Source organism: Lysinibacillus sp. NPDC058147, from assembly GCF_042884205.1.
Lineage (GTDB): Bacteria > Bacillota > Bacilli > Bacillales_A > Planococcaceae > Lysinibacillus.
In genome coordinates this window covers 240,847-262,478 of the sequence record NZ_JBHVUJ010000001.1, presented here as the reverse complement: position 1 = coordinate 262,478, position 21,632 = coordinate 240,847, and the positions used below count along the sequence as shown (strand labels likewise).

The following is a 21,632-nucleotide window of genomic DNA, read 5'->3' as shown; positions in this document are numbered from 1 at the left end:
CACTTTTTCAAGTCGCTATCGACACTGATGGAATATTATTTACCAGTAAACACAGGCTCACGTTTTTCAATAAATGCCTGAATTCCCTCTTTTGCATCTTCCGAAACGAATACTGTGCCAAAGGATTTTGCTTCAGCTTCAATACCTTCATAGAATGAGGCATGCTTAGCATATTGCAATGTTTGAATAGCTGCTTTTAAAGCAACCGGGCTCTTCTTTGCAATTTTCTTCGCTACCTTCAGCGTTTCTTCTAATAATGCTTCATCAGTAAATGCACGATTCGCTAAACCCCATTGTACAGCTTCTGTACCAGAAATCGGCTCACTTGTAAACATCATTTCTGCAGCTTTTGCAACCCCTACATATCGTGGTAGACGTTGTGTACCCCCGAAACCTGGAATAAGACCTAATTGTAATTCAGGTAATCCTAATTTCGCAGATTCTGTTACAAAGCGCAGATGACAGCTCATCGCTAGTTCAAGGCCCCCACCTAATGCAGCACCATGAATTGCAGCAATAATAGGTTTAGAGAACGATTCAACTCGCTCAAAAACTTGTTGGCCATTGTTCGCTAGCTTTGAAAATTCATCACCAGATTCAACCTCTGTAAATTCTTTAATGTCTGCACCTGCTGAGAAGAAACGACCTTCACCATGAAGTACGAGGACACGTACTGTGTCATCATTTTCTACAGCATCTAACACAGCATTTACTTCGGCAATGATTCCACGAGATAATGCATTTGCTGGCGGGCGTGCAATTGTAATAACCGCTACTCCATCCTCTGCTTTCCAACTTAGAAATTCCATTTCTCCACATCCTTTTAAGCTTTAATGCCGTTCAGGATTAACGCCTGAACTTTTGGAACCTGTTCTATCAAATCATATCGATATTCATTCATGACCCACGACGTAATGGTTTCGTCAATTGTTCCAAATACCATTTGGCGTGCCAAGCGTACATCCATTGTTTGATTGAACTCACCTGATAGCATACCTTCAATTAAAATTTGATCAAGTAATTGTAAATACTCTCTTAACACCGAATTGATCTTCAGTCGTAAATCTTTGTTCGATTGTCGTAGTTCTAATTGTGTGACGGTTGCTAGGTATCGATCTGTTGCTAGAACATTAAAATGATTTTCTATCATTCGTGAAAGTTTGTCCTTAGACGTACTTCCATTTTCTATTATATCTTGTAATGACTCTACAAAAACAGCCATTTTTTCATTAAAGACAGAAATTAATATATCTTCTTTATTTTTAAAATATAAATAGATAGTTCCGTCGGCCACCCCTGCCTGTTTAGCAATCTTCGATACCTGTGCTTGGTGATACCCATTTTCTGCAATAACGATGACAGCTGCATCAATAATTTGCTTATATTTTGGCTTATCGCGTTTCACTTTTATATCACCACCTAAAAAAACTTGCACACGTCTACATTCATGCTCAATACATGATGTTATCCTTTAATGATCAGTCATCTTAATCTGATATAATTGTTTAGGAAATGACGTGGTAACCTAAAAAAAATATGAAAATATGAATGGTCATTCATTCATATTTTCATATTATAATTTACATCTTTGCTTGTCAATACTTTACCACGTATTTATTTTGCTTCTTTATTCACTAATTTCGTTTTTTCCTCATCAACTAATGCGCGACGCAAAATTTTTCCAACAGCCGTTTTCGGTAGCTCATCTCTAAACTCATAATAACGAGGAACTTTGAAAGCAGCTAAGTTTTGACGGCAATATTTATTTAATTCGTCTTCTGTAATCGAATATCCTTCTTTTAAAACAATATAAGCTTTTACTGTTTCTCCACGATAGGGGTCAGGTATACCCGCAACAACACATTCCTGGATTTCCTCGCGCTCATATAGTACTTCCTCTACCTCACGAGGGTAAATATTAAAGCCACCTGCGATAATAATATCTTTTTTACGGTCAACTACATAGAAATAGCCTTCCTCGTCCATATAACCCAGATCACCTGTTAAGAACCAGCCATCAACGAATGTTGCTGCTGTATCCTCAGGGCGATTCCAATAGCCTTTCATAACCTGAGGGCCCTTTACAGCAATTTCACCAACCTCACCGACTGGAAGCTCCTCAGCATCCCCTGTACATAAAATTACTGAATCCGTATTTGGCCAAGGTAAACCAATCGAGCCCATGACACGCTTACCCCAAATAGGTGTAGAATGTGTGACAGGTGAAGTTTCTGTTAATCCATAACCTTCTACAAGTTTTCCCCCTGTTACCGCCTCAAATTTCTCCTGCACCTCTACTGGCAATGAAGCGGATCCACTTATACATGCTTTAATGGACGACAAGTCGTACTTTGCAATATCCGGGTGATTTAATAAACCGATATATAAAGTCGGTGCACCTGGGAATAGTGTTGGCTTTTGCTTATCAATCGTTTTCAACGCTGTCTCTGCATCAAACTTTGGTAATAACACCATCTTATTTTGCGTGAATACGGATAATAAAATAACAGCAGTCATACCATAAACATGGAAGAATGGCAGTATGCCCATAATGGTTTCTTCACCATGTACACATTTATACATCCACGCATCACACATTGTTGTATTAGCAATTAAGTTTTTATGGGTCAACATTACACCCTTGGGGAAGCCAGTCGTTCCACCTGTATATTGCAGCAATGCTACGTCCTCTTCAAAATTAAATGGAATATCAATCATTTTGATGGGTGCAGAGCGCATAATCTCTGTAAATAAATGATTTTGACCACTATGTTCAACCTTTACGCTAAAACCGAACTGCTTTTTTTGAATATAGGGATAAACCAAATTTTTTGGAAACGGTAAATAATCTTTAATAGCCGTGACAATTACATTTTCAAGCGCAGTTTCTTTTATGATTTTCATAACACGTGGATACAAAATATCCATCAATAAAATAACTTTCGCACCTGAATCAGCCATTTGATATTGAAGTTCACGCTCAGTATAAAGTGGATTTGTTTGTACGACAATCGCTCCAGCATACATTGCCCCGTAGTAAGCGATTACACTTTGCGGTGAGTTTGGCAGCATAATAGCTACTCGATCTCCCTTCTCTACTCCAAGGGCTTGTAAATAGTTTGCGAACCTTAGCGCTGACTCATATAGCTCAGTGTACGTCAAATCCTTTCCCATAAAATGAATCGCAACTTTGGATGGATTCTTTTTATAAGCACGTGTCAAAAACTCTTGCACAGGAATTTCCTCAAACGTTAAAGACGATGGTACTTCTTCAGGATAATTTTTTAGCCATGGTTTTGTTGTCATACGTCCTCTCCCCTTTGTCCCAAACTTTGTAAACTCTTACTTTAATTATAATGAAAAAGAAATACTCTTTCAAACACAAAATAGAAAATAAATGTTTTTTCGATTAATTATTATGCTTTTCACAACATTTATATAACTGTATTTCTTAGGGTTTTGGATCGATAGGCCGTGTGAATACTCATTCATTCTTTCTTTTTTTATGCATTAGAATGAGTTAGTATTTCTATATTCCAAAAATATTTTTTAATGATAACTTTTTAGATAGATGAAGGAATATTAATAGGTTTTAGTAGTATTTTGTGATGGGGTGATTTGTTGATGATGGAACTTATGATTTTTTCGAGGCAGAGTAGTTTTTTATTCTACTGGAGCGAATACACTTAACCTGAGCAGTTTCTCTCTCTACCTGATCAGTTGTGGTGCTACTCGAGCAGTTTCTCTCTTTACCTGATCAGTTGTGGAACTACCCGAGCAGTTTCTCTCTTTACCTGATCAGTTTTTTGACACTACCCGAGCAGCTTTCGAAACTTTAGGAGCTAATTTCTCCTGCATCATTGCCTATCCTTCAAATAATAAACGGTTTGATTATTGTGTCCATCCTTTTTATTGGAGTATTCTTGTACTATTCTTTTCGCAAGATGTCGATTTGATAATTCTAAAAAATAACGAGCAGTTTGTGTATTAATTTTCTCATCGATTAAAACACAGTAGTCTTGCAATGCTTGATTAGCTGCGGTTTTATCATATATCTTACAATTCGGGCAAAACCAACTTTGTTTTTGCCGGATTAATTTGAACTGATAACAATGTCTGCAAAGTATACCTTTTTTAATAGCTTTGGGATCAATATTATAATGGATACATAGTGGGGGAGTCTGAAAAACACGATGATGCTTAAGTAAAATGTTGGCTATTTTTGATGTTGGAATCTTACTTTTTGACTTACTATTATTTATATGTTGTCTAAGAAAATATGTTAATTCACGCCTCATTAAAACTGGATACTTACCTTCTTCGTAGTAAACTTCGGCATTATTAAATGGGAAAACTATGATACCGAATATTTCTGCTTGCAAATTTAGCTGTTTGAAAAATTCACTTAAGCCAAAAATATATTCATCGAGTTGAATTTCTGGGTGATTGAAAATATGTTTATCTCCATTCTCTAAAACACGTACCATTTGCCTTGGGCTACGCTTCAATTCTATATTACCTCGTATATTTTTGCTTTCAATTATAACAACAGCATACGGAGTAATAACTACGACATCAAGTTGAATAGGAACAGGTTCAAATAAAGTAATATTATGTAAAATATAGATTTCAAGGCTCCGAGATAGCTTTTGTAATTCTCTTATAATGCTTTGCTCTCCAAAATCACCTGCTTCTAAATGCTGTAAATCTTGAGAAATTTTTATATGAAGCGGATGACTCGAATCCAATCGATGAACCAACGCACTTAATCCAGTTATCATTGCTGCTTGCTCAAATGGTTTTAATAACATGAAATACTCCCTTCTTTTTGCCTTGAATATAGCAAGTATTTCTACCTTTGCATATAGCTTTTTTTAAAATAAAAATTTAAGCGATTAAATGTAAGTGATATTTTATATTTAAGAAAAATTTGTGGATACCCAGATTTTTACTGCCTGGGCGTTACACTTCTGAGTGATTCACACTTTACTGACTCGATACAACCTGAGCGGTTTTCTATGCTACCTGATCACTTTTTCTCTCTACCTGATCAGTTTTCGGTGTTACCTGATCACTTTTTCTCTCTACCTGATCAGTTTTCGGTGTTACCTGATCACTTTTTCTCGCTACCTGATCACTTTTCGGTGTTACCCGATCACTTTTTCTCTCTACCTGATCACTTTTCGGAGTTACCTGATCACTTTTTCTCTCTACCTGATCAGTTTTCGGTGTTACCTGATCACTTTTTCTCGCTACCTGATCACTTTTCGGTGTTACCCGATCACTTTTTCTCTCTACCTGATCACTTTTCGGTGTTACCTGATCGCTTTTTCTCTCTATCTGATCAGTTTTCAGAGATACCCGATCACTTTTTCTCGCTATCTGATCACTTTTCGGAGTTACCCGATCACTTTTCTCTCTACCTGATCACTTTTCTCTCTACCTGATCACTTTTCGGAGTTACCCGATCACTTTTCTCTCTACCTGATCACTTTTCGGAGTTACCCGATCACTTTTTCTCCCTACCTGATCACTTTTCGGAGTTACCCGATCACTTTTCTCTCTACCTGATCACTTTTCGGTGTTACCCGATCACTTTTTCTCTCTACCTGATCACTTTTCGGTGTTACCCGATCACTTTTCTCTCTACCTGATCACTTTTCGGAGTTACCCGATCACTTTTTCTCGCTACCTGATCAGTTTTCGGTGTTACCCGATCACTTTTTCTCTCTACCTGATCACTTTTCGGAGTTACCCGATCACTTTTTCTCTCTACCTGATCACTTTTCGGAGTTACCCGATCACTTTTTCTCTCTACCTGATCACTTTTCGGTGATACCCGATCAGTTTCTCCTGCCCCCGCTACCTGAGCAGTTCTTCTCTTTACAAATGAAAAAAACGCATCCCTATAAAAGGATGCGTTTTTTGCTTAAACGGTCATCATATAATAGACACCGACTGCCAAAAATGCGATGCAGACAACGATTAGAACTTTCGCTAATTTTTCCATGTCATTACACTCCTATGCAATACTTGCCCCAATAACAAACGATAGACCTACTGAAATAGTAAATGAAATGAAGCCGACTGAGCGATTGTCATTTGCGATTTCTTGATCGACATTAAAACGTGGGGTCATAAATTCAAATAAGAAATACGCCACAATTAGTAATGTAAAACCAAAAAGGCCCCAGCCAATCATTTCGCTTAAAGTGCTATGGCGCGCGATGGAAAAGCGAAAAATGTTACAGATTCCTAGTATTTTCCCGCCTGTTGCGAGTGCCACAGCGATATTACCATTTTTAATTTCTTCCCAGTTTTTATATTTCGTTACGACTTCGAACAATGCCATCGAGACGACTAAACATAACACAACAACACTAAAATATCCTGCCGTTTCGATAATTGGATAACGCCAAAAGTTAGAATTCAGCATTTTCTCCGTCCCCTTTACTGCTTATTTCAATTCCACAACCGTGACGCCTAAGCCCCCCTCGCCGGCTTCACCAAAACGGAAGGATTTCACACGCTTATGTTTTTTCAAATAGGTTTGAATTCCTTGACGTAATGCGCCTGTACCAACACCATGAATAATTGATACACGCCCGTAGTTGGCAAGCAAGGCATCATCAATATATTTTTCCGTACGTATAATGGCATCTTCATATCGCTCACCGCGTAAATCTAACTCTAATTTTACATGGCTATTGCGATTTTTCACGCCAGCAATACGTTGAACAGGTTCTTTTTCTGGTTTAATGTACTCTAGATCACTATCCGAGATTTTCATTTTCAAAATACCCATTTGGACAACCCATTCGGTATCCGATACTTTTTCGAGCAATGTACCTCGCTGTCCATAGCTTAACACCTTTACCTCATCTCCGACAACTAAGTTTTGTGCACGGGCCTTTACTTGTGCCGCTTTTTTCAGCACTTTGTTGTTTTCAAGTGGTGTAGCTTCTTCTAGTCGCTTACGAGCTTCGATGAGCTCATGCTCCTTGACAACTTGGTCTGCGTTTTTGCGCATTTCTCGAAGCTCCGCAATAATTGATTCTGCTTCTCTTTTTGCTTCATCAACAATTTTACGAGCCTTTTCTTTCGCTTTTTTATCGAGTGCTTCTTTGCGTTCCTCGTAAGCTTGTAGTTTTCCTTGTAACTCTTTACGAAGTTCTTCAGACTCCATTAGTAATTCATGAGAGCGTTCTGCATCGTCTTCGGATTGGCGACGAGTCTCTTCAAGTGAAGCAATCATTGACTCCACCTCATGGCGATCTGTACCCGTAAAGTTTTTCGCACGGTCAATAATCGACTCTGGCAAGCCAAGGCGACTTGAAATTTCAAATGCATTGGAGCGGCCTGGAACTCCGATAAGTAGACGATATGTTGGACTCAATGTCTCAATATCAAACTCTACACTAGCATTGGCAACTCCCGGACGATTATAGCCGTATGCTTTTAGCTCAGGATAGTGCGTCGTTGCCATAACGCGGGCGCCACGACCATGTACTTCATCTAAAATGGAAATGGCCAGTGCTGCCCCCTCTTGAGGATCTGTCCCAGCACCTAATTCGTCAAATAGAACGAGTGACTCGTAATCAAACTTTTGTAAAATATCTACTATGTTGACCATGTGAGAGGAGAATGTTGACAATGATTGCTCGATTGACTGTTCATCTCCAATATCCGCAAATAGCTGTTTGAAAACGGCAAGTTCCGAACCATCCAGTGCAGGCACTGGTAACCCTGCCTGTGCCATTAATGTACATAGTCCAACTGTTTTTAAAGTGACAGTTTTACCACCCGTGTTTGGTCCTGTAATCACAATTGCCGTAATGTCTTTCCCAAATTCAATATCGTTAGCAACCGCCGTTTCAATTGGTAAAAGTGGATGACGGGCACGCACAAGTCGAATATAGCCGTCGTTATTCATTTTAGGCATTGTACATTTGTTCGCTTGACCGTATTTGCCTTTAGCTAAAATAACGTCAATCTCACCTAGGACTTTTACTAAGTTAAATAAATCCGGAGCTACTTCCTCTACCATTGCACTTAAGGCAAGTAAAATGCGCTCAACTTCAGCTTGCTCTTTCATTTTTAATCGATGAATTTCATTATTCGCTTGTACAATCGAATCTGGCTCGATAAATAATGTTTGGCCAGAAGATGATTGGTCATGCACAATTCCACCATAATGATGACGATACTCTTGCTTAACAGGAATAACAAAGCGATCATTACGAATCGTTACAAGTGTATCTGAGAGCATTTTTGAAGCATTGCTTCCACGTATAAGGCTTTCTAGCTTAGAACGCACTTTAGCTTCCTCTGCGCGCAAAGATTGGCGAATTGAACGCAAAGTTTGGCTTGCAGAGTCTAGCACTGAACCATTGTCATCAATACAGTTATTAATTTCATGTTGCAAGCCTGTCAAAACAGGCATTGCCTCCTTTTTGGCGATGAAATGAGGAATTTCAATCACTTCTTCAGATTCTATATCTTCAATAAAATTGCGAAGAATTCTACTAGCTCGAATCGTACTTGAAACTTCCATAAGTTCCATCGCTGAAAGCATCCCACCGATTTGTGCACGCCTTGCAGCTGGTCGCACATCAAAAATTCCACCCATCGGCACATTGCCTTTAACACGTAAAATGGATAGCCCTTCATCCATTTCTTCTAATAATTGCACTACTTTTTCATAGTCTGTCTGTGGTACAAGCTCATCAACCGCTGATTTACCGATTGAAGAAGTACAGTATGTAGCCACTTGCTGACGTACTTTATCATATTCTAGTGTTTTCAATGCGCGTTCTGCGATCACTGAGAACACCTCCTCAATCTATTTATTTCGTCGAATAAACGCTTCAAATTGTTCTTGCGTCCATGTATTCACAATCATATCCTTTTTCAACCATGCTCTGTTTGCGTAGCGCACTCCAATATCCATAAAGCGTAAATGAGCAATATCATGGGCATCCGTATTAATTGCTACGGGCACGCCAGCTGCCAAAGCCATTTCTAAATGCTCAACACACAAATCAAGACGATATGGATTCGCATTTAACTCTAAAATTTTACCATATTCCTTTGCCCAAGCAATTAATTGCCCCATATCAGGATTATAGCCATTACGATCCTCAATAATGCGACCAGTCGGATGCGCAATCATATGAACGTACGGATTTTGCATCGCTGTAAGTAAACGCTCCATAATTTTGTCCTGCGATTGTGTAAAGCTAGAGTGAATAGAAGCAATAACAAAATCTAACTCTCTTAGTACATCATCTTCAAAATCAAGGGAACCATCCGGCAAAATATCCATCTCTGTCCCCGCGTATAATTGGAAATCTGGATGTGCTTGATTAAATGCCTCAATTTCAGCACGTTGCTTTGTTAAGCGCTCTGGCGTAAGACCATTCGCTACTTTTAAAAATTGTGAATGATCAGTAATAACACTATATTGATAGCCACGCGCGATCAATGCTTCGCCCATTTCAGCTACAGAGTACGCACCATCAGACCATGTCGTATGCATATGCAAATCTGCTTTAATATCTTGTAATTTTACTAAACTCTTAATGTCATCAGTTTTGTCAAATTCTGTTGTTCCTGTACGTAAGCTAGGCGGGATAAATGGTAAATCAAAATGCGCAAAAAATTCCTCTTCATCTTTAAACGTTAAAACGGTGCCATCAGCTTGCTCTACGCCATATTCACTAATCTTTTCACCACGCGCTTTAGCAATTTGGCGCATGCGAACATTGTGATCTTTCGAGCCCGTGAAATGATGCAAGGCCGTTGCATATTCAACATCTCTTACTAATCGAAAATCTACACTTACAGGCTCCTCTAAATCTAAAACAACTGAAATCTTTGTATCACCAGCTGCTACTACTTCTTGTACAGAAAGCTCATTTAGTAACTTTTCGCGTACAGTTTCAACTGCCTCTGTGACAACAATAAAATCAATATCTTTACTTGTTTCTGATGCACGGCGGAAGCTTCCAGCAACAGAAAAACGTTCAACTTCTTCCATATTATCTAGAAGAGCTTCAATTTGTAAAACAACAGGCTCTAGCTGCCAAATCGGTAACCGTTCTGAACGATTTGCTAAATTTGCAAGTTCCTTTAAAATTTTTTCTTCGGTTTTTGCCGCAAAGCCTGCTAGCTCACGAATTTTACCTGCCTCACAAGCATCCTTTAAACTTTCCGCGGAATCAATCCCTAGCTCTTGATGAAGCTTAGCTATTTTTTTACCACCTAAGCCTGGAAGTTTTAACAACGGGAGCAATCCTTTCGGTACAATTTCTTCTAACTCTTTTAATAGGCTGGATTCACCATTTGTCATTAAATCCTCAATAACAGCAGCTGTACCTTTACCTATTCCTTTAAGCTTTGTAACATCCTCCATCTCACTTAATGAGCGCTCGTCCCCTTCGAGTGCAGCGGCAGCTTTTCGAAAGGCAGACACTTTGAATGGATTTTCCCCTTGTAATTCCATATACAATGCAATCTTTTCAAATGTACGAATAATTGTTTTTTTGTTCATTGGATATTCCTCCTATCGTAAAAACACTTCCCTCAAAACCGAGAGAAGTGCACAGTTTGCTATTGCATATAAATATACCACCAATTTTGGAACATACTTGTAATAATCGGGGTATGTTCCAAAATGAGACCACTTAACAACGACTTCGACATTAAACTTTGAATAGAATCAACTGGCAATAAAGCAAGAATGTACAGCAAAATAAACATAATTAAATAGTTTTCAATCATGCCAAACAATGCTCCGAGCCAACGATTCACTGTACCTAACACAGGTAAATACGCTATAAAATCAAAAATCGATGCCACAATTTGCAATGTGATCTTCACCGCAAAGAAAATGACCGCAAAGGCAATAACACGGTAAAAAGTTCGGTCTAAATCCAGGCTATCAATGACTACTCCCAGACTACCTGAATCCGTTACTCCTGGATACGGTACCCAAAACACAAATTTTTGTGCCAATGGTTTATAATAGATATACGCAACAATTAGGGCCACTATAAAGCTAACGATATGCATCATTTGTACAATGAAACCACGTTTTGCTCCAACGATGAGACCAGCTAATAGTACCGCTAATATGATTAAATCTAACATTCACTTCAACCCTTTAATTTTTTCAATTCTTCTTCTAGTTGCTCTATTTGTCCTTTTAATAGTAAATAATCGTGAACGGTATTTACTGCTGTAAGAACGGCAAGCTTTGTGCTATCAAGTGAGGGGTTATGTACATTCATTTCGCGCATACGGTCATCAACAATCGAAGCGACAAGTCGCATATGTCCAATGGATTCAGAGCCGACCATTTTATATGTATGACCGTATATTTCCACAGAAATTTTATTCTTTTCATGATTTTCCATAGTCGCACCCTCCTTTAAAATTTTTGTGCTCACGATTTTTTTGATTGTGAACAACTTACACAAAAAAGCTATTTATTATCATACCACGAAAGGTATAAAATTGTGAACAACGAGGATAGAAAGGAACGAGTAAATGTCAAATATTGTGCTTTCCATATCAACAAATAAACAAAAAGAGGTAATGTCTTACTATGCAAACCATTTTGTAGAACGCAAAGCTCCTGGTGTAATCTTTGCCGCGAAGCTTCCAGATACAGCCATTACGATGTACAAATCAGGTAAATTAATGTTCCAAGGGGGAGGAGCTGAACGAGAAGCTGCACGCTGGGGAAACATAGAAATAACAAACGCACAGAAATCATCGTCAATTGGAGCAAAAGGCGACGTTTTGCCGGAAGGTTTTGCCACGATGTCGGTACTAGGCTCAGATGAAACTGGTACCGGTGATTATTTCGGTCCAATAACAGTTGCTGCCGTATATGTCCCATCATCAAAAATTGCGCTTATAAACGAACTTGGTGTCAAGGACTCAAAAATGCTAACAGATGATTACATGCGTAAAATAGCGCCTGATCTACGCGCAGCTTGCGTCCATAGTGTACTTGTACTACGCAATGAAAAATATAACGAATTACAAGCACGAGGTTACTCTCAAGGTAAGATGAAAGCTATGATGCACAATAGAGCACTTAAAAATGCATTGACAAAAATGGCACCTAAAAAACCAGAGCATATTTTGATAGATCAGTTTGCTGAACGTGGTGTGTATTACAATTACTTAAAAAATGAACGGGAAATCGTTCGAGATGATGTGCTATTTTCTACGAAGGCCGAGCAATTACATGTTTCGGTAGCAACTGCATCGATATTAGCTCGTGCTGCATTTTTAAAAGAAATGGACCGACTGAGTGAGATTGCTGGAATAGAGTTGTTGAAGGGGGCCTCAGCGAAAGTAGATGCGTTAGCAGCTCGCATTTGGCGAAAACAAGGGGAGGATTTTTTACGTTCCATTACAAAATGGCATTTTGCGAATACTGAAAAAGCTAAAAAGATGAAATAAAACTGGTCTTATAGACAACAAAAAAATTTCGCTATACACCAGCAGATTACAAGTTACGCAACTTGCTCTCTACTGGAGTTAGCGAAATCCTTTATATCAAAAACTTATTATTATCATTTTAGAAAAGTTTCGTTTCAACTTAATATTTGAATTGTTGAATCGTTTGTTGAAGATTTTCAGACATTTTAGCAAGGGCTTCAGCCGATGCAGCGATTTCTTCCATAGAAGCAAGCTGTTCCTCGGTTGCAGCGGATATATTTTGTGCACTTGCTGTATTTTCATTTGTTTGCTCAAGTACACTTTCAATCCCGATAGCCACTTGATTGGCGTGTTCAGAAATAACCTTAGATGTCTCCGAAATTTGTCCTATTTCATAAGTTACACTTTGTACATTCGTACGAATCTCTTCAAATGACTTTCCTGCCGTATTTGTTATATCAATTCCCTTTACGACCTCAGCTGAACCAGCAGCCATTGATTCAACCGCTAATTTTGTATCGGCTTGGATAAAATCAATGATATCTTTTATTTGCATTGTTGACTGTGCAGATTGCTCAGCGAGTTTTCGCACCTCATCAGCAACAACTGCAAAACCTTTTCCATGCTCTCCAGCACGAGCAGCTTCAATTGCAGCATTTAAAGCTAAAAGATTTGTTTGATCAGCAATTTGCGTAATTGCCTCTACAATACGCCCGATTTCATTTGAACGATCACTTAATGTTTGTACCGTGTTCTCAAGTGCCTGAACGGTATTTTGAATCATTTTCATTTGTCCAATAGCTGTTTGAATAGTTTCATCCCCTATCATAACAGCATTCATCGCTTTATTTGACATCGCATTAACGGTATCGGCCTTAGCTGAAATTTGCTGAATTGATGAAGACATTTCAAATACAGCGTTAGTGCTATCATTAATTGTTACTGCTTGCACATCAACCGTTTCTGCAAACATTTGAACAGAATCCACTATTTGTGTAGTTGCTCGTTTATTTTCCGACGTGCTCGCTGTCAATTCCTCCGATGATGCAGCTAACTGATTTGATTCCTCACCAATGTTACCAACTACACCACGTAAAGATAGAATCATTTTATTGAATATATCCGCCAATTTACCTATCTCATCATGTCTTTTAATTTCAATTAAATTACGTAAATCACCGTCTCCTACCTGCTCAGCTACTGTTGACAACTTATTTAATGGCTGAATGATTGTTCTTATAATGAAAACACCAATGATTCCAAATACGATTAGAGCAATGACAATAACCGTCATAGTGTTTATTAATATTGGTTTTGTGACAGCTGCTACGTCTGCTAAATCCATTGTACCAATAATTTTCCATCCCGTTAGTTTATTGGTAGTAAAAAACACTTGATACTCTCTTCCATCTTCTTTAATGGTAAAACTACCTTCTTCTTTTCCTTGCATCTTTTCTATATATGACTTTTTGAGCTCCAATCCCACCTCTAACTGTGGATCAGCAATAATTAGATTATTGGCATTTACTAATGTAGCGTAGCCATTATCACCAATTTCCACCGTTTTCACTAGCTCGGAAATTCCATCTAAATTCAGACCAATAGAAATAACCCCTGAACGGTCCTGTAATCCAGCTGATACCGCTAATATTAATTCACCTGTAATCGTTGATTTATAAGGATCAATCATAACGCCTTTGCCTGGTGATTCAATAGCCTTTAAGTACCATGGTCGCGTAAATGGATCATAATCAGCTGAGGATTCAGCCTGTGGTTCACGTAAAAATTTGTGCCCCTCAATTGCTAAATTGACAACAGAGACATTGCTATGTAAAGCATTATATTTTTCTAACTCATTTAAAGCGTCTGCATCTTGCACATTCTTATTAAAAGAAGCAGCTAAATATTCCACATCACTTTGAATAGGTGATATCTCATTTGAAATTAGTGTATTTAATAAATCGACATTTTCGCGCGAGCTATTACTTAACTCCTTGTAATATTGATCAGAAGCCTTCAAATACGAAAACGTACCAATAGCAATGCTGGGGATTAAAAGTGTTAAAGTAAACGCCCATATTAATCGGGCTCGCACGGAAAGGCCTCTTCTTTTTCGATGATTTTTCATAATAACTATCACCCCTTAGTAATATTTTCTATCCAAATTCTACTATACACATAAATAGATCAAAAATTTATTTTTTGTTATTTCTAAATATTGACGAAAGAGCGAAATATAAGATTTAGCCTTAAGTCTTCTCTCCAGCGCTTTATTTCTCTCACACTTCCTACAAAAACTACTTGTAAATGTTAACAAAAAAAGCTGCCTCATTAAGAGACAGCTCACATAAGATTTATTAAATTAGCGTACTTCTGTACCTTCAATTGTTGCAATAGCCTTTAACACTTTATTGTGTGCTGCAACAACTTCTTCATCTGTTAAAGTACGTTCTGGATCGAAGTATGTTAGGGAGAATGCCACTGATTTTTTACCAGCATCCATTTTTCCACCTTCATATACGTCAAATACACGAACGTCTTTCAATAATTTCACGCCTGCTGAGCGAATCACAGCAGTAACCTCTCCAGCTGTAGTTGTACGGTCCATGATAAGTGCAATATCACGAGACATTGCTGGGAAACGAGGCACTGGTGTATATCCTAGAGGTGCTTCTTTTGCAGTAGCATTTAATAATGTTACTAGATTCATTTCCATTACATATGTGTCTTTTACACCCCATGCTTTTTGCTCTGCTGGATGTAATCCACCGATAATGCCGACTTCTTCACCGTCTAAAAGAATGCTAGCAGTACGACCTGGGTGTAATCCATCTACTTCAGCTTTCACAAATGAAATACGATCCTCTAACCCAAGCTTACCAATAACACCTTCAACAATGCCTTTTAAGACGAAGAAATCTACTGCTTTTTTCTCACCCTGCCAAGCATGATCAAGCCATTTTCCTGTTACTACTGCTGCCACATGCTCTTCCTCAAATGGTAGCCCCTCTTCTGATTGACCAAGGAATACTGAACCAATTTCATACAATGCTACATTGTCAGCCTTACGCGCAACATTATAAGCTGCAGCTTCAATTAAATGCGGGATAAGACTTTGACGTAGTGTTGAACGGTCCTCACTCATCGGCATTAGTAAACGTGTTACCGGCTCAGCTTTCAATGCAAAGCGTTGTGACAATGCATCTGAAGTTAATGAGTAAGTGACAGCTTGGTAAAGTCCAGCCCCTTCCATGTAACTACGAACTACACGACGATTTGCTTGATATGGCGTTAGACGGCCAACTTGGTTTGCTCCCTCTGGTAAAGTCATCGGTATTTCATCATAGCCGTATAGACGAGCAATTTCCTCTACGATATCTTCTTCAATTTTAATATCTTGACGACGTGTTGGCGCATCAACGATTAGTAAACCATTTGCTGCTTCTACACCAAATTTAAGACGCTCTAAAATAGACAGCATCTCTTCTAACGAAATTTTCATACCTAAACGTTCATTAATAAAATCTGGAGAAACGACAACACGTGCTGGTGATTTATCTAGTTCATCCACGATGCATGTTCCCTCTAACACTTCACCGCCAGCTAATTCAGCTAGTAGTGCTGCAGCACGTTCAGCAGCAGATAATACACGGTTAGGGTCAACACCCTTTTCAAAGCGAGCAGAAGCATCTGAACGAAGTCCAAGATGACGCGATGTTTGACGTACAGTTAAACCGTCGAAGTAAGCAGATTCGATCACAACTGTTGTTGTAGAATCATTTACTTCAGAGTTCGCACCACCCATTACACCTGCGATTGCTACTGGCTCTTTGCCATTTGTAATAACTAAATCTGTTGCTTTTAATGTACGCTCTTGGTCATCTAAAGTTGTAATTTTTTCGCCTTCTGTTGCTTTACGCACTACGATTTCACCTGTTGCTAGGCTATCATAGTCAAAGGCATGAAGCGGTTGACCGTATTCCATTAAAATGTAGTTCGTTACATCGACAACATTATTGTGTGGGCGTACGCCTGCTGCCATTAAACGATTTTGTAGCCACATCGGTGATTCCGCGATTTTTACGTTTTTCACAACTTTTGCTACATACATTGGGTTTGCTTGTAAATCTTCTACACGAAGCTTTAACATGTCTTCTGCTTTTTCAGAAGAAGTGCTGTAGGCGATTTCCGGATACTTCACTTCTTCAGATAGAATTGCACCAACTTCATACGCCACGCCTAGCATTGACAGTGCGTCTGAGCGGTTTGGTGTTAAACCAAGTTCTAATACTGTGTCACGCAGACCTAAAATAGCTAGGGCATCTGAACCAACCTCAGCACCCTCAGGAAGCACATAAATACCTTCAGAATATGCTTTAGGAACAAGTTTCCCTTCGATTCCTAACTCTTGTAATGAACAAATCATACCGTTTGATTCATGTCCACGAAGTTTTGCTTTTTTTATTTTAATGCCGCCTGGTAAATGTGCACCTGGGCGAGCGACAATAACTTTTTGACCAGCATCAACGTTTGGAGCACCACAAATAATTTGTTGTAGTTCAGCTTCACCAACATCCACTTGGCAAATATTTAATTTATCTGCTTCAGGATGTTTCTCTTTTGATACGACATAGCCAACAACAACTTTATCCATTGCATTAGCACGGTCAATTACTGCATCTACTTCAATCCCAGAGCGCGTAATTTTTTCAGCTAACTCCTCAGGCGTTAAATCCTGTGTACTTACATAATCTTTTAACCATTCTAATGATACTAACATTTTTTATCCCCCTTACGCCTCTGTTCGCTCGAATTGTGATAAGAAACGTGTGTCACTTGTGTAGAAATGACGAATATCGTCGACACCATATTTCAACATTGCGATACGTTCAGCACCAATACCGAATGCAAAGCCTGACACTTTCTTCGGATCATATCCAGCCATTTCAAGTACATTTGGATGCACCATTCCAGCTCCTAAAATTTCAATCCAGCCTGTACCTTTACATACGTTACAGCCAGAACCACCACATTTGAAGCAAGAAATATCCATTTCAACAGATGGCTCTGTGAATGGGAAGAAACTTGGTCGAAGTCGAATTTCGCGGTCTGCACCGAACATTTTTTTCGCTAATGTATCAAGCGTCCCTTTAAGGTCACTCATACGAATATTTTCGCCAATTACTAACCCTTCAATTTGCATGAATTGGTGAGAGTGTGTAGCATCATCGTTGTCACGGCGGAACACTTTCCCTGGACAAATAATGCGAATTGATTCACCTTTCTTCTCTTCCATTGTGCGAGCTTGCACAGGAGAGGTATGCGTACGTAATAATATTTCCTCGGAAATATAGAACGAATCCTGCATATCACGCGCAGGGTGTCCCTTCGGCAAGTTCAATGCTTCAAAGTTATAGTAATCCTTTTCAACTTCAGGACCTTCGGCAATTTCATAGCCCATACCAATAAATAAATCTTCAATTTCTTCAATAACACGTGTTAATGGATGACGATTCCCAACTTTAATTTCACGTCCAGGTAAAGTGACATCAATCGACTCACTTGCTAATTTTTCAGCAATTGCTGCTTCCTCTAGCACAGTTACCTTTTCCTCTAATACAGCAGTTACCTTTTCACGAACTGTATTAACTAAAGCACCCATTTTTGGGCGTTCCTCAGCTGATAATTTCCCCATCCCTTTTAATAAATCAGTGATAGGTCCTTTTTTTCCTAGATATGCTACTCGCACATCATTTAATTCCTTTAAATTTGCTGCCGCTTCAATTTTAGCAAGTGCTTCTTGCTCTAATTGCTTTAATTGCTCTTCCATGTAATAAACCCTCCTTGTTCAAATCCATGCCAATTTTATTGAAGGCATAAAAAAACTCGCCCCTAAAAAAGGGACGAGGACATATTCGCGGTACCACCCTAGTTATTGCAAGGAAAATTCCTAGCAATCACTTCATTGACATAACGACTAGATTAAAGCCGGCATACCTTTACAGCCTTTCGCTGGTCCCGGTAGCTGCTCGCGGGATGAATTCAAAACTGCATTGGTACGGCACTGGCTCTCAATCTTCGGCCCGCGCTCCCTGTCGTCCATTCACAATCTTTACTACTTCCCGGTCAAAGCATTTAAATTTATATTTTATCAGTGATTATACAATACTATACCAATTCAAATCAAGAGCCATGTGCCTATTGTAGTAGATATTAATGGTTCTATCGGCAATTTTAACGATTTCACCATATTCTTTAAATTACAGTTGTGATTTCTTTGATTAACTACTTCACAAATCCATATAAAACGATTCCTGTTGCTACTGCTACGTTTAAAGATTCTGCTTGTCCCAAAATTGGAATAATAATATTTTGATCTGTCATCGAAAGTAGTTGTGGATGAATACCACTACCTTCATTCCCCATCATGATAGCGAATGAACCAGTATGCTCAATATCACTATAAACAACTGCATCCTCATCTAAAGCTGTTCCAAATACTGGTACACCATTATCCTGTAGCTGCTCGATCCATTCCTCTAAATCACCACGAAGGACAGGAATATGGAAATGTGAGCCTTGTGCAGAGCGAAGCGTTTTAGGATTATATAAATCCGCACAGCCCTTACCGAGTATGACTGCATCCAAACCAGCTGCATCCGCAGTACGAATCATCGTCCCAATATTTCCTGGATCTTGGACGGCATCAATTAACAACACCTTACGCCACGAAGCCGTTATATCTTCTTTTAACAAAGGTTGTTTACAAACTGCAAATACACCTTGAGATGTCTCCGTTTCAGCAAACTCCTTGGCAACAGCCGCTGTTACTTCAACGACGGCTACATTATCAATCGGCCAAAGCATTGGTAAATCTACACCTTCACGTACAATTAGCTGTAGCACCTGCTCGTTATTTTTTATTGCTTCCTCCACCAAATGGAATCCCTCTACTATGAATTCTCCAGATCTTTCACGCTCTTTACGCGTTGTCGCAAGCTTCTTCCAATATTTCACTAACGCATTTTGCGTAGATTCAATTCTTTTCATCGTACCTCGTACCGCCTTTTTCCTATTTACTGTTCATTATTATACAGTAGAAAACGACAAATTACATAGTCATGCAAAAAACAGTTTAATTGTTATTCCTTCAGTTTACCAATCATTAGAAATGGCACCCCAAAGACGAAACGGAAATCAGCCCCACGCTATGGAAATGAGCAAAATTATTTCCTACTAGATAATGGGAGAATTCAATGATGTATGTTATAATTTTCAATATTTTAAGAATGCGCAACGGGGATGAAAATAAATGAAAAAAAATGTACATGTAGTAGGTGCAATTATCGAAAATGATAAGAATGAAATTTTTTGTGCGTTAAGAAATCCTAATATGGTACTAGCAAATTATTGGGAATTTCCCGGTGGTAAAATCGAAGAGGGCGAATCGCCTGAACAAGCTTTAACTCGTGAAATATTAGAGGAATTTAATTGCTCTATACAAGTTGAGGAAAAGGTTGAAGATACTATTTATGAATACGAAAAATTTATCGTACGCTTAGAAACATTTAAAGCGTCGATTATAAAGGGAGAGCCGGTCATGCTAGAACATGCTGAAATTAGGTGGGTCCCTCGAAATGAACTTCTCAATCTTAATTTTGCTCCTGCTGATATTCCAGCGATCAATAAAATACTTGCAGCAAAATAGTCTATGGGCAGTTAATGCGGAAGAAAAGAGCAGATTGCCCTCTCTGCTCTTTCTTTTTTCATTGTCCTTCAGTTATAGCCACTTCTTATTTGGCGGTATACTTTGAGGAAAATTAAATACATTAAACGGATCGTATTTTCCCTTTACCTCTTTAAGCATTCTAAGATTACGACCATAATAGGCAGTTGGCCAATCTTTTATAAAACGATCTGGAAAATTCACATAATCACCAGCAGTGTAAGGTGACAAAGCCCTTCTTAAATTCTCCACCCACTGAATATTTTTTTCTTCTTCTTTAGCCTTTTTCCATGAAGTATTATACTCCTGAGCAATCAAAGCATTCCTATAATAATAAGCTGTTCGGTTAGACGCAATTTGGCTTACCGCACCTCTAAGAGATTGCTGCCAAATAGTCGTATCTCTATTTGGAGCGTTCGTTAAAAATTCTTTCATTTTAACAATAGCAGCATGAGGGAATGGCCTTTCAATAAAGGATCCTGACCTTTTACGAAGGGCCGGTTTGTTGCCGCTCGGTAAGTCAAAAAATTCTACAGCCTTAATATACGGCACTTCCTTTATCCATACATTCGTCGGTGCACCTGTTTTCCTTAAAGGACGAAGTAGTTTCTTTAACTCAGATGCTGTACCTATAAACTCACCTTGCGCAACAATTTCACCTACTTCCTTAGATTTAAGCTCTATCTGTGAGGTCAAGCGTTCATCTGTATAAGGTGCCCATTTTTGCCATGCATCAAAAGCTCGTTCAAAATCCTCCCATTCCCATGTAATAGAGAAAATCGATACGTTAGAAATAGGATGCAGTTTAAAGGTAAGCGCTGTAACGATACCAAAATTTCCTCCGCCCCCGCCACAACTTGCCCAAAATAAGTCACTATTTTTCTGCTTGTCAGCTTGGATTACTTCAGCCCCTTCATGACCACTTGCAACAACCATTTCAAGTTCAAGTAAATTGTCACATGTTAGCCCAAAAGGACGCGATAGCATGCCAATTCCACCACCGAGTGTCAAACCAACAACCCCTACACTACCTTCAGTTCCTGCTGGGATTGTAAAACCATTTTCCCATAATACCCGATATGCTTTTCCTAAATTAGCGCCCGCTTCAATTCTCGCTGTCATATCTTGCCTATTAATTGTTAAGTCATTCATATCACTAACATCAATAACAAGACCTTCATTTAATAATGAATAATTTTCATAGTTATGTCTTCCACTTCTGATTCGAAATGATTCATTATTTTCTCTCGCCCATTTTAATGCGTTAATAACATCTTTCGTATGTCGACAAAATACAATGATACTCGGAAATTTGGGATCATTTAAGTTATTATTTGTTCTCGCTTGCTCATAGTCCGGATCTTCAGGGGTAATAATTCTTCCTGTGAGCTTTACTTTCTTCAAAATACAACTCCTCTCTCAAATGATGCCATGCATATGTTTTATCCTA

The 21,632-nt window shown here is 38.7% G+C and carries 17 protein-coding genes; 3 read left to right on the top strand and 14 right to left on the bottom strand.

Going from position 1 to position 21,632, the window contains the following annotated elements:
- Positions 1–35: 35 nt before the first annotated feature.
- The 4 genes from ACFVT8_RS01250 to ACFVT8_RS01235 all read right to left on the bottom strand — a co-directional run bounded on the left by ACFVT8_RS01250 (position 36) and on the right by ACFVT8_RS01235 (position 4,811).
- The gene (locus ACFVT8_RS01250; protein WP_387082308.1) at positions 36–809 is read right to left on the bottom strand and encodes an enoyl-CoA hydratase; all 774 of its coding nucleotides are present in this window, start codon (positions 807–809) and stop codon (positions 36–38) included.
- A 14-nt stretch (positions 810–823) separates the two neighbouring features.
- Positions 824–1,405, bottom strand: a complete 582-nt coding sequence (locus ACFVT8_RS01245; RefSeq protein WP_049667778.1) for a fatty acid metabolism transcriptional regulator FadR — start codon at positions 1,403–1,405, stop codon at positions 824–826.
- Positions 1,406–1,614: 209 nt separating this feature from the next.
- Positions 1,615–3,306 carry an AMP-binding protein gene (locus ACFVT8_RS01240; RefSeq protein WP_387082309.1) on the bottom strand — a complete coding sequence of 564 codons (1,692 nt, stop codon included), beginning with the start codon at positions 3,304–3,306 and terminating at the stop codon, positions 1,615–1,617.
- 551 nt (positions 3,307–3,857) lie between these two features.
- On the bottom strand, positions 3,858–4,811 hold the full coding sequence (locus ACFVT8_RS01235; protein WP_387082310.1) for a nuclease-related domain-containing protein: 954 nt from the start codon (positions 4,809–4,811) through the stop codon (positions 3,858–3,860).
- Positions 4,812–5,018: 207 nt separating this feature from the next.
- On the opposite strand from ACFVT8_RS01235, the gene ACFVT8_RS01230 reads away from it, so the two are divergent.
- Complete coding sequence (locus ACFVT8_RS01230; protein WP_387224210.1) at positions 5,019–5,447, top strand: hypothetical protein; 429 nt, start codon at positions 5,019–5,021, stop codon at positions 5,445–5,447.
- Between the two features lie 575 nt (positions 5,448–6,022).
- On the opposite strand, the gene ACFVT8_RS01225 is transcribed toward ACFVT8_RS01230, so the two are convergent.
- The 5 genes from ACFVT8_RS01225 to zapA are packed head-to-tail and all read right to left on the bottom strand — an operon-like array spanning position 6,023 to position 11,417.
- A complete protein-coding gene (locus ACFVT8_RS01225) occupies positions 6,023–6,436 on the bottom strand; it encodes a DUF350 domain-containing protein (RefSeq protein ID WP_387082312.1) in 414 nt (137 codons plus the stop codon).
- Positions 6,437–6,457: 21 nt separating this feature from the next.
- Entirely contained in the window at positions 6,458–8,824 is a 2,367-nt protein-coding gene (locus tag ACFVT8_RS01220) for an endonuclease MutS2 (RefSeq protein ID WP_387082313.1), read from the bottom strand.
- 18 nt (positions 8,825–8,842) lie between these two features.
- Positions 8,843–10,552, bottom strand: a complete 1,710-nt coding sequence (gene polX, locus ACFVT8_RS01215; RefSeq protein WP_387082314.1) for a DNA polymerase/3'-5' exonuclease PolX — start codon at positions 10,550–10,552, stop codon at positions 8,843–8,845.
- A gap of 59 nt (positions 10,553–10,611) precedes the next feature.
- The gene (locus tag ACFVT8_RS01210) at positions 10,612–11,151 is read right to left on the bottom strand and encodes a CvpA family protein (RefSeq protein ID WP_387082315.1); all 540 of its coding nucleotides are present in this window, start codon (positions 11,149–11,151) and stop codon (positions 10,612–10,614) included.
- Between the two features lie 5 nt (positions 11,152–11,156).
- A complete protein-coding gene (gene zapA / locus ACFVT8_RS01205) occupies positions 11,157–11,417 on the bottom strand; it encodes a cell division protein ZapA (protein WP_387082316.1) in 261 nt (86 codons plus the stop codon).
- Positions 11,418–11,550: 133 nt separating this feature from the next.
- On the opposite strand from zapA, the gene rnhC reads away from it, so the two are divergent.
- Complete coding sequence (rnhC, locus tag ACFVT8_RS01200; RefSeq protein WP_387082317.1) at positions 11,551–12,477, top strand: ribonuclease HIII; 927 nt, start codon at positions 11,551–11,553, stop codon at positions 12,475–12,477.
- Between the two features lie 139 nt (positions 12,478–12,616).
- Here rnhC and ACFVT8_RS01195 read toward each other — a convergent pair whose 3' ends face one another.
- From ACFVT8_RS01195 to ACFVT8_RS01180, 4 genes are all read right to left on the bottom strand, one after another.
- Positions 12,617–14,584: a methyl-accepting chemotaxis protein gene (locus tag ACFVT8_RS01195; protein ID WP_387082318.1), complete on the bottom strand. Its 1,968-nt coding sequence runs from the start codon at positions 14,582–14,584 to the stop codon at positions 12,617–12,619.
- 234 nt (positions 14,585–14,818) lie between these two features.
- The gene (gene pheT, locus ACFVT8_RS01190) at positions 14,819–17,236 is read right to left on the bottom strand and encodes a phenylalanine--tRNA ligase subunit beta (RefSeq protein ID WP_387082319.1); all 2,418 of its coding nucleotides are present in this window, start codon (positions 17,234–17,236) and stop codon (positions 14,819–14,821) included.
- A gap of 12 nt (positions 17,237–17,248) precedes the next feature.
- Positions 17,249–18,286, bottom strand: coding sequence for a phenylalanine--tRNA ligase subunit alpha (pheS, locus tag ACFVT8_RS01185; RefSeq protein WP_132357149.1), 1,038 nt, complete (start codon positions 18,284–18,286; stop codon positions 17,249–17,251).
- 455 nt (positions 18,287–18,741) lie between these two features.
- The gene (locus tag ACFVT8_RS01180; RefSeq protein WP_387082320.1) at positions 18,742–19,506 is read right to left on the bottom strand and encodes a TrmH family RNA methyltransferase; all 765 of its coding nucleotides are present in this window, start codon (positions 19,504–19,506) and stop codon (positions 18,742–18,744) included.
- A gap of 262 nt (positions 19,507–19,768) precedes the next feature.
- On the opposite strand from ACFVT8_RS01180, the gene ACFVT8_RS01175 reads away from it, so the two are divergent.
- Positions 19,769–20,164, top strand: coding sequence for a (deoxy)nucleoside triphosphate pyrophosphohydrolase (locus ACFVT8_RS01175; RefSeq protein WP_387082321.1), 396 nt, complete (start codon positions 19,769–19,771; stop codon positions 20,162–20,164).
- Between the two features lie 72 nt (positions 20,165–20,236).
- On the opposite strand, the gene ACFVT8_RS01170 is transcribed toward ACFVT8_RS01175, so the two are convergent.
- Positions 20,237–21,586 carry an FAD-binding oxidoreductase gene (locus tag ACFVT8_RS01170; protein WP_387082322.1) on the bottom strand — a complete coding sequence of 450 codons (1,350 nt, stop codon included), beginning with the start codon at positions 21,584–21,586 and terminating at the stop codon, positions 20,237–20,239.
- Between the last annotated feature and the right edge of the window lie 46 nt (positions 21,587–21,632).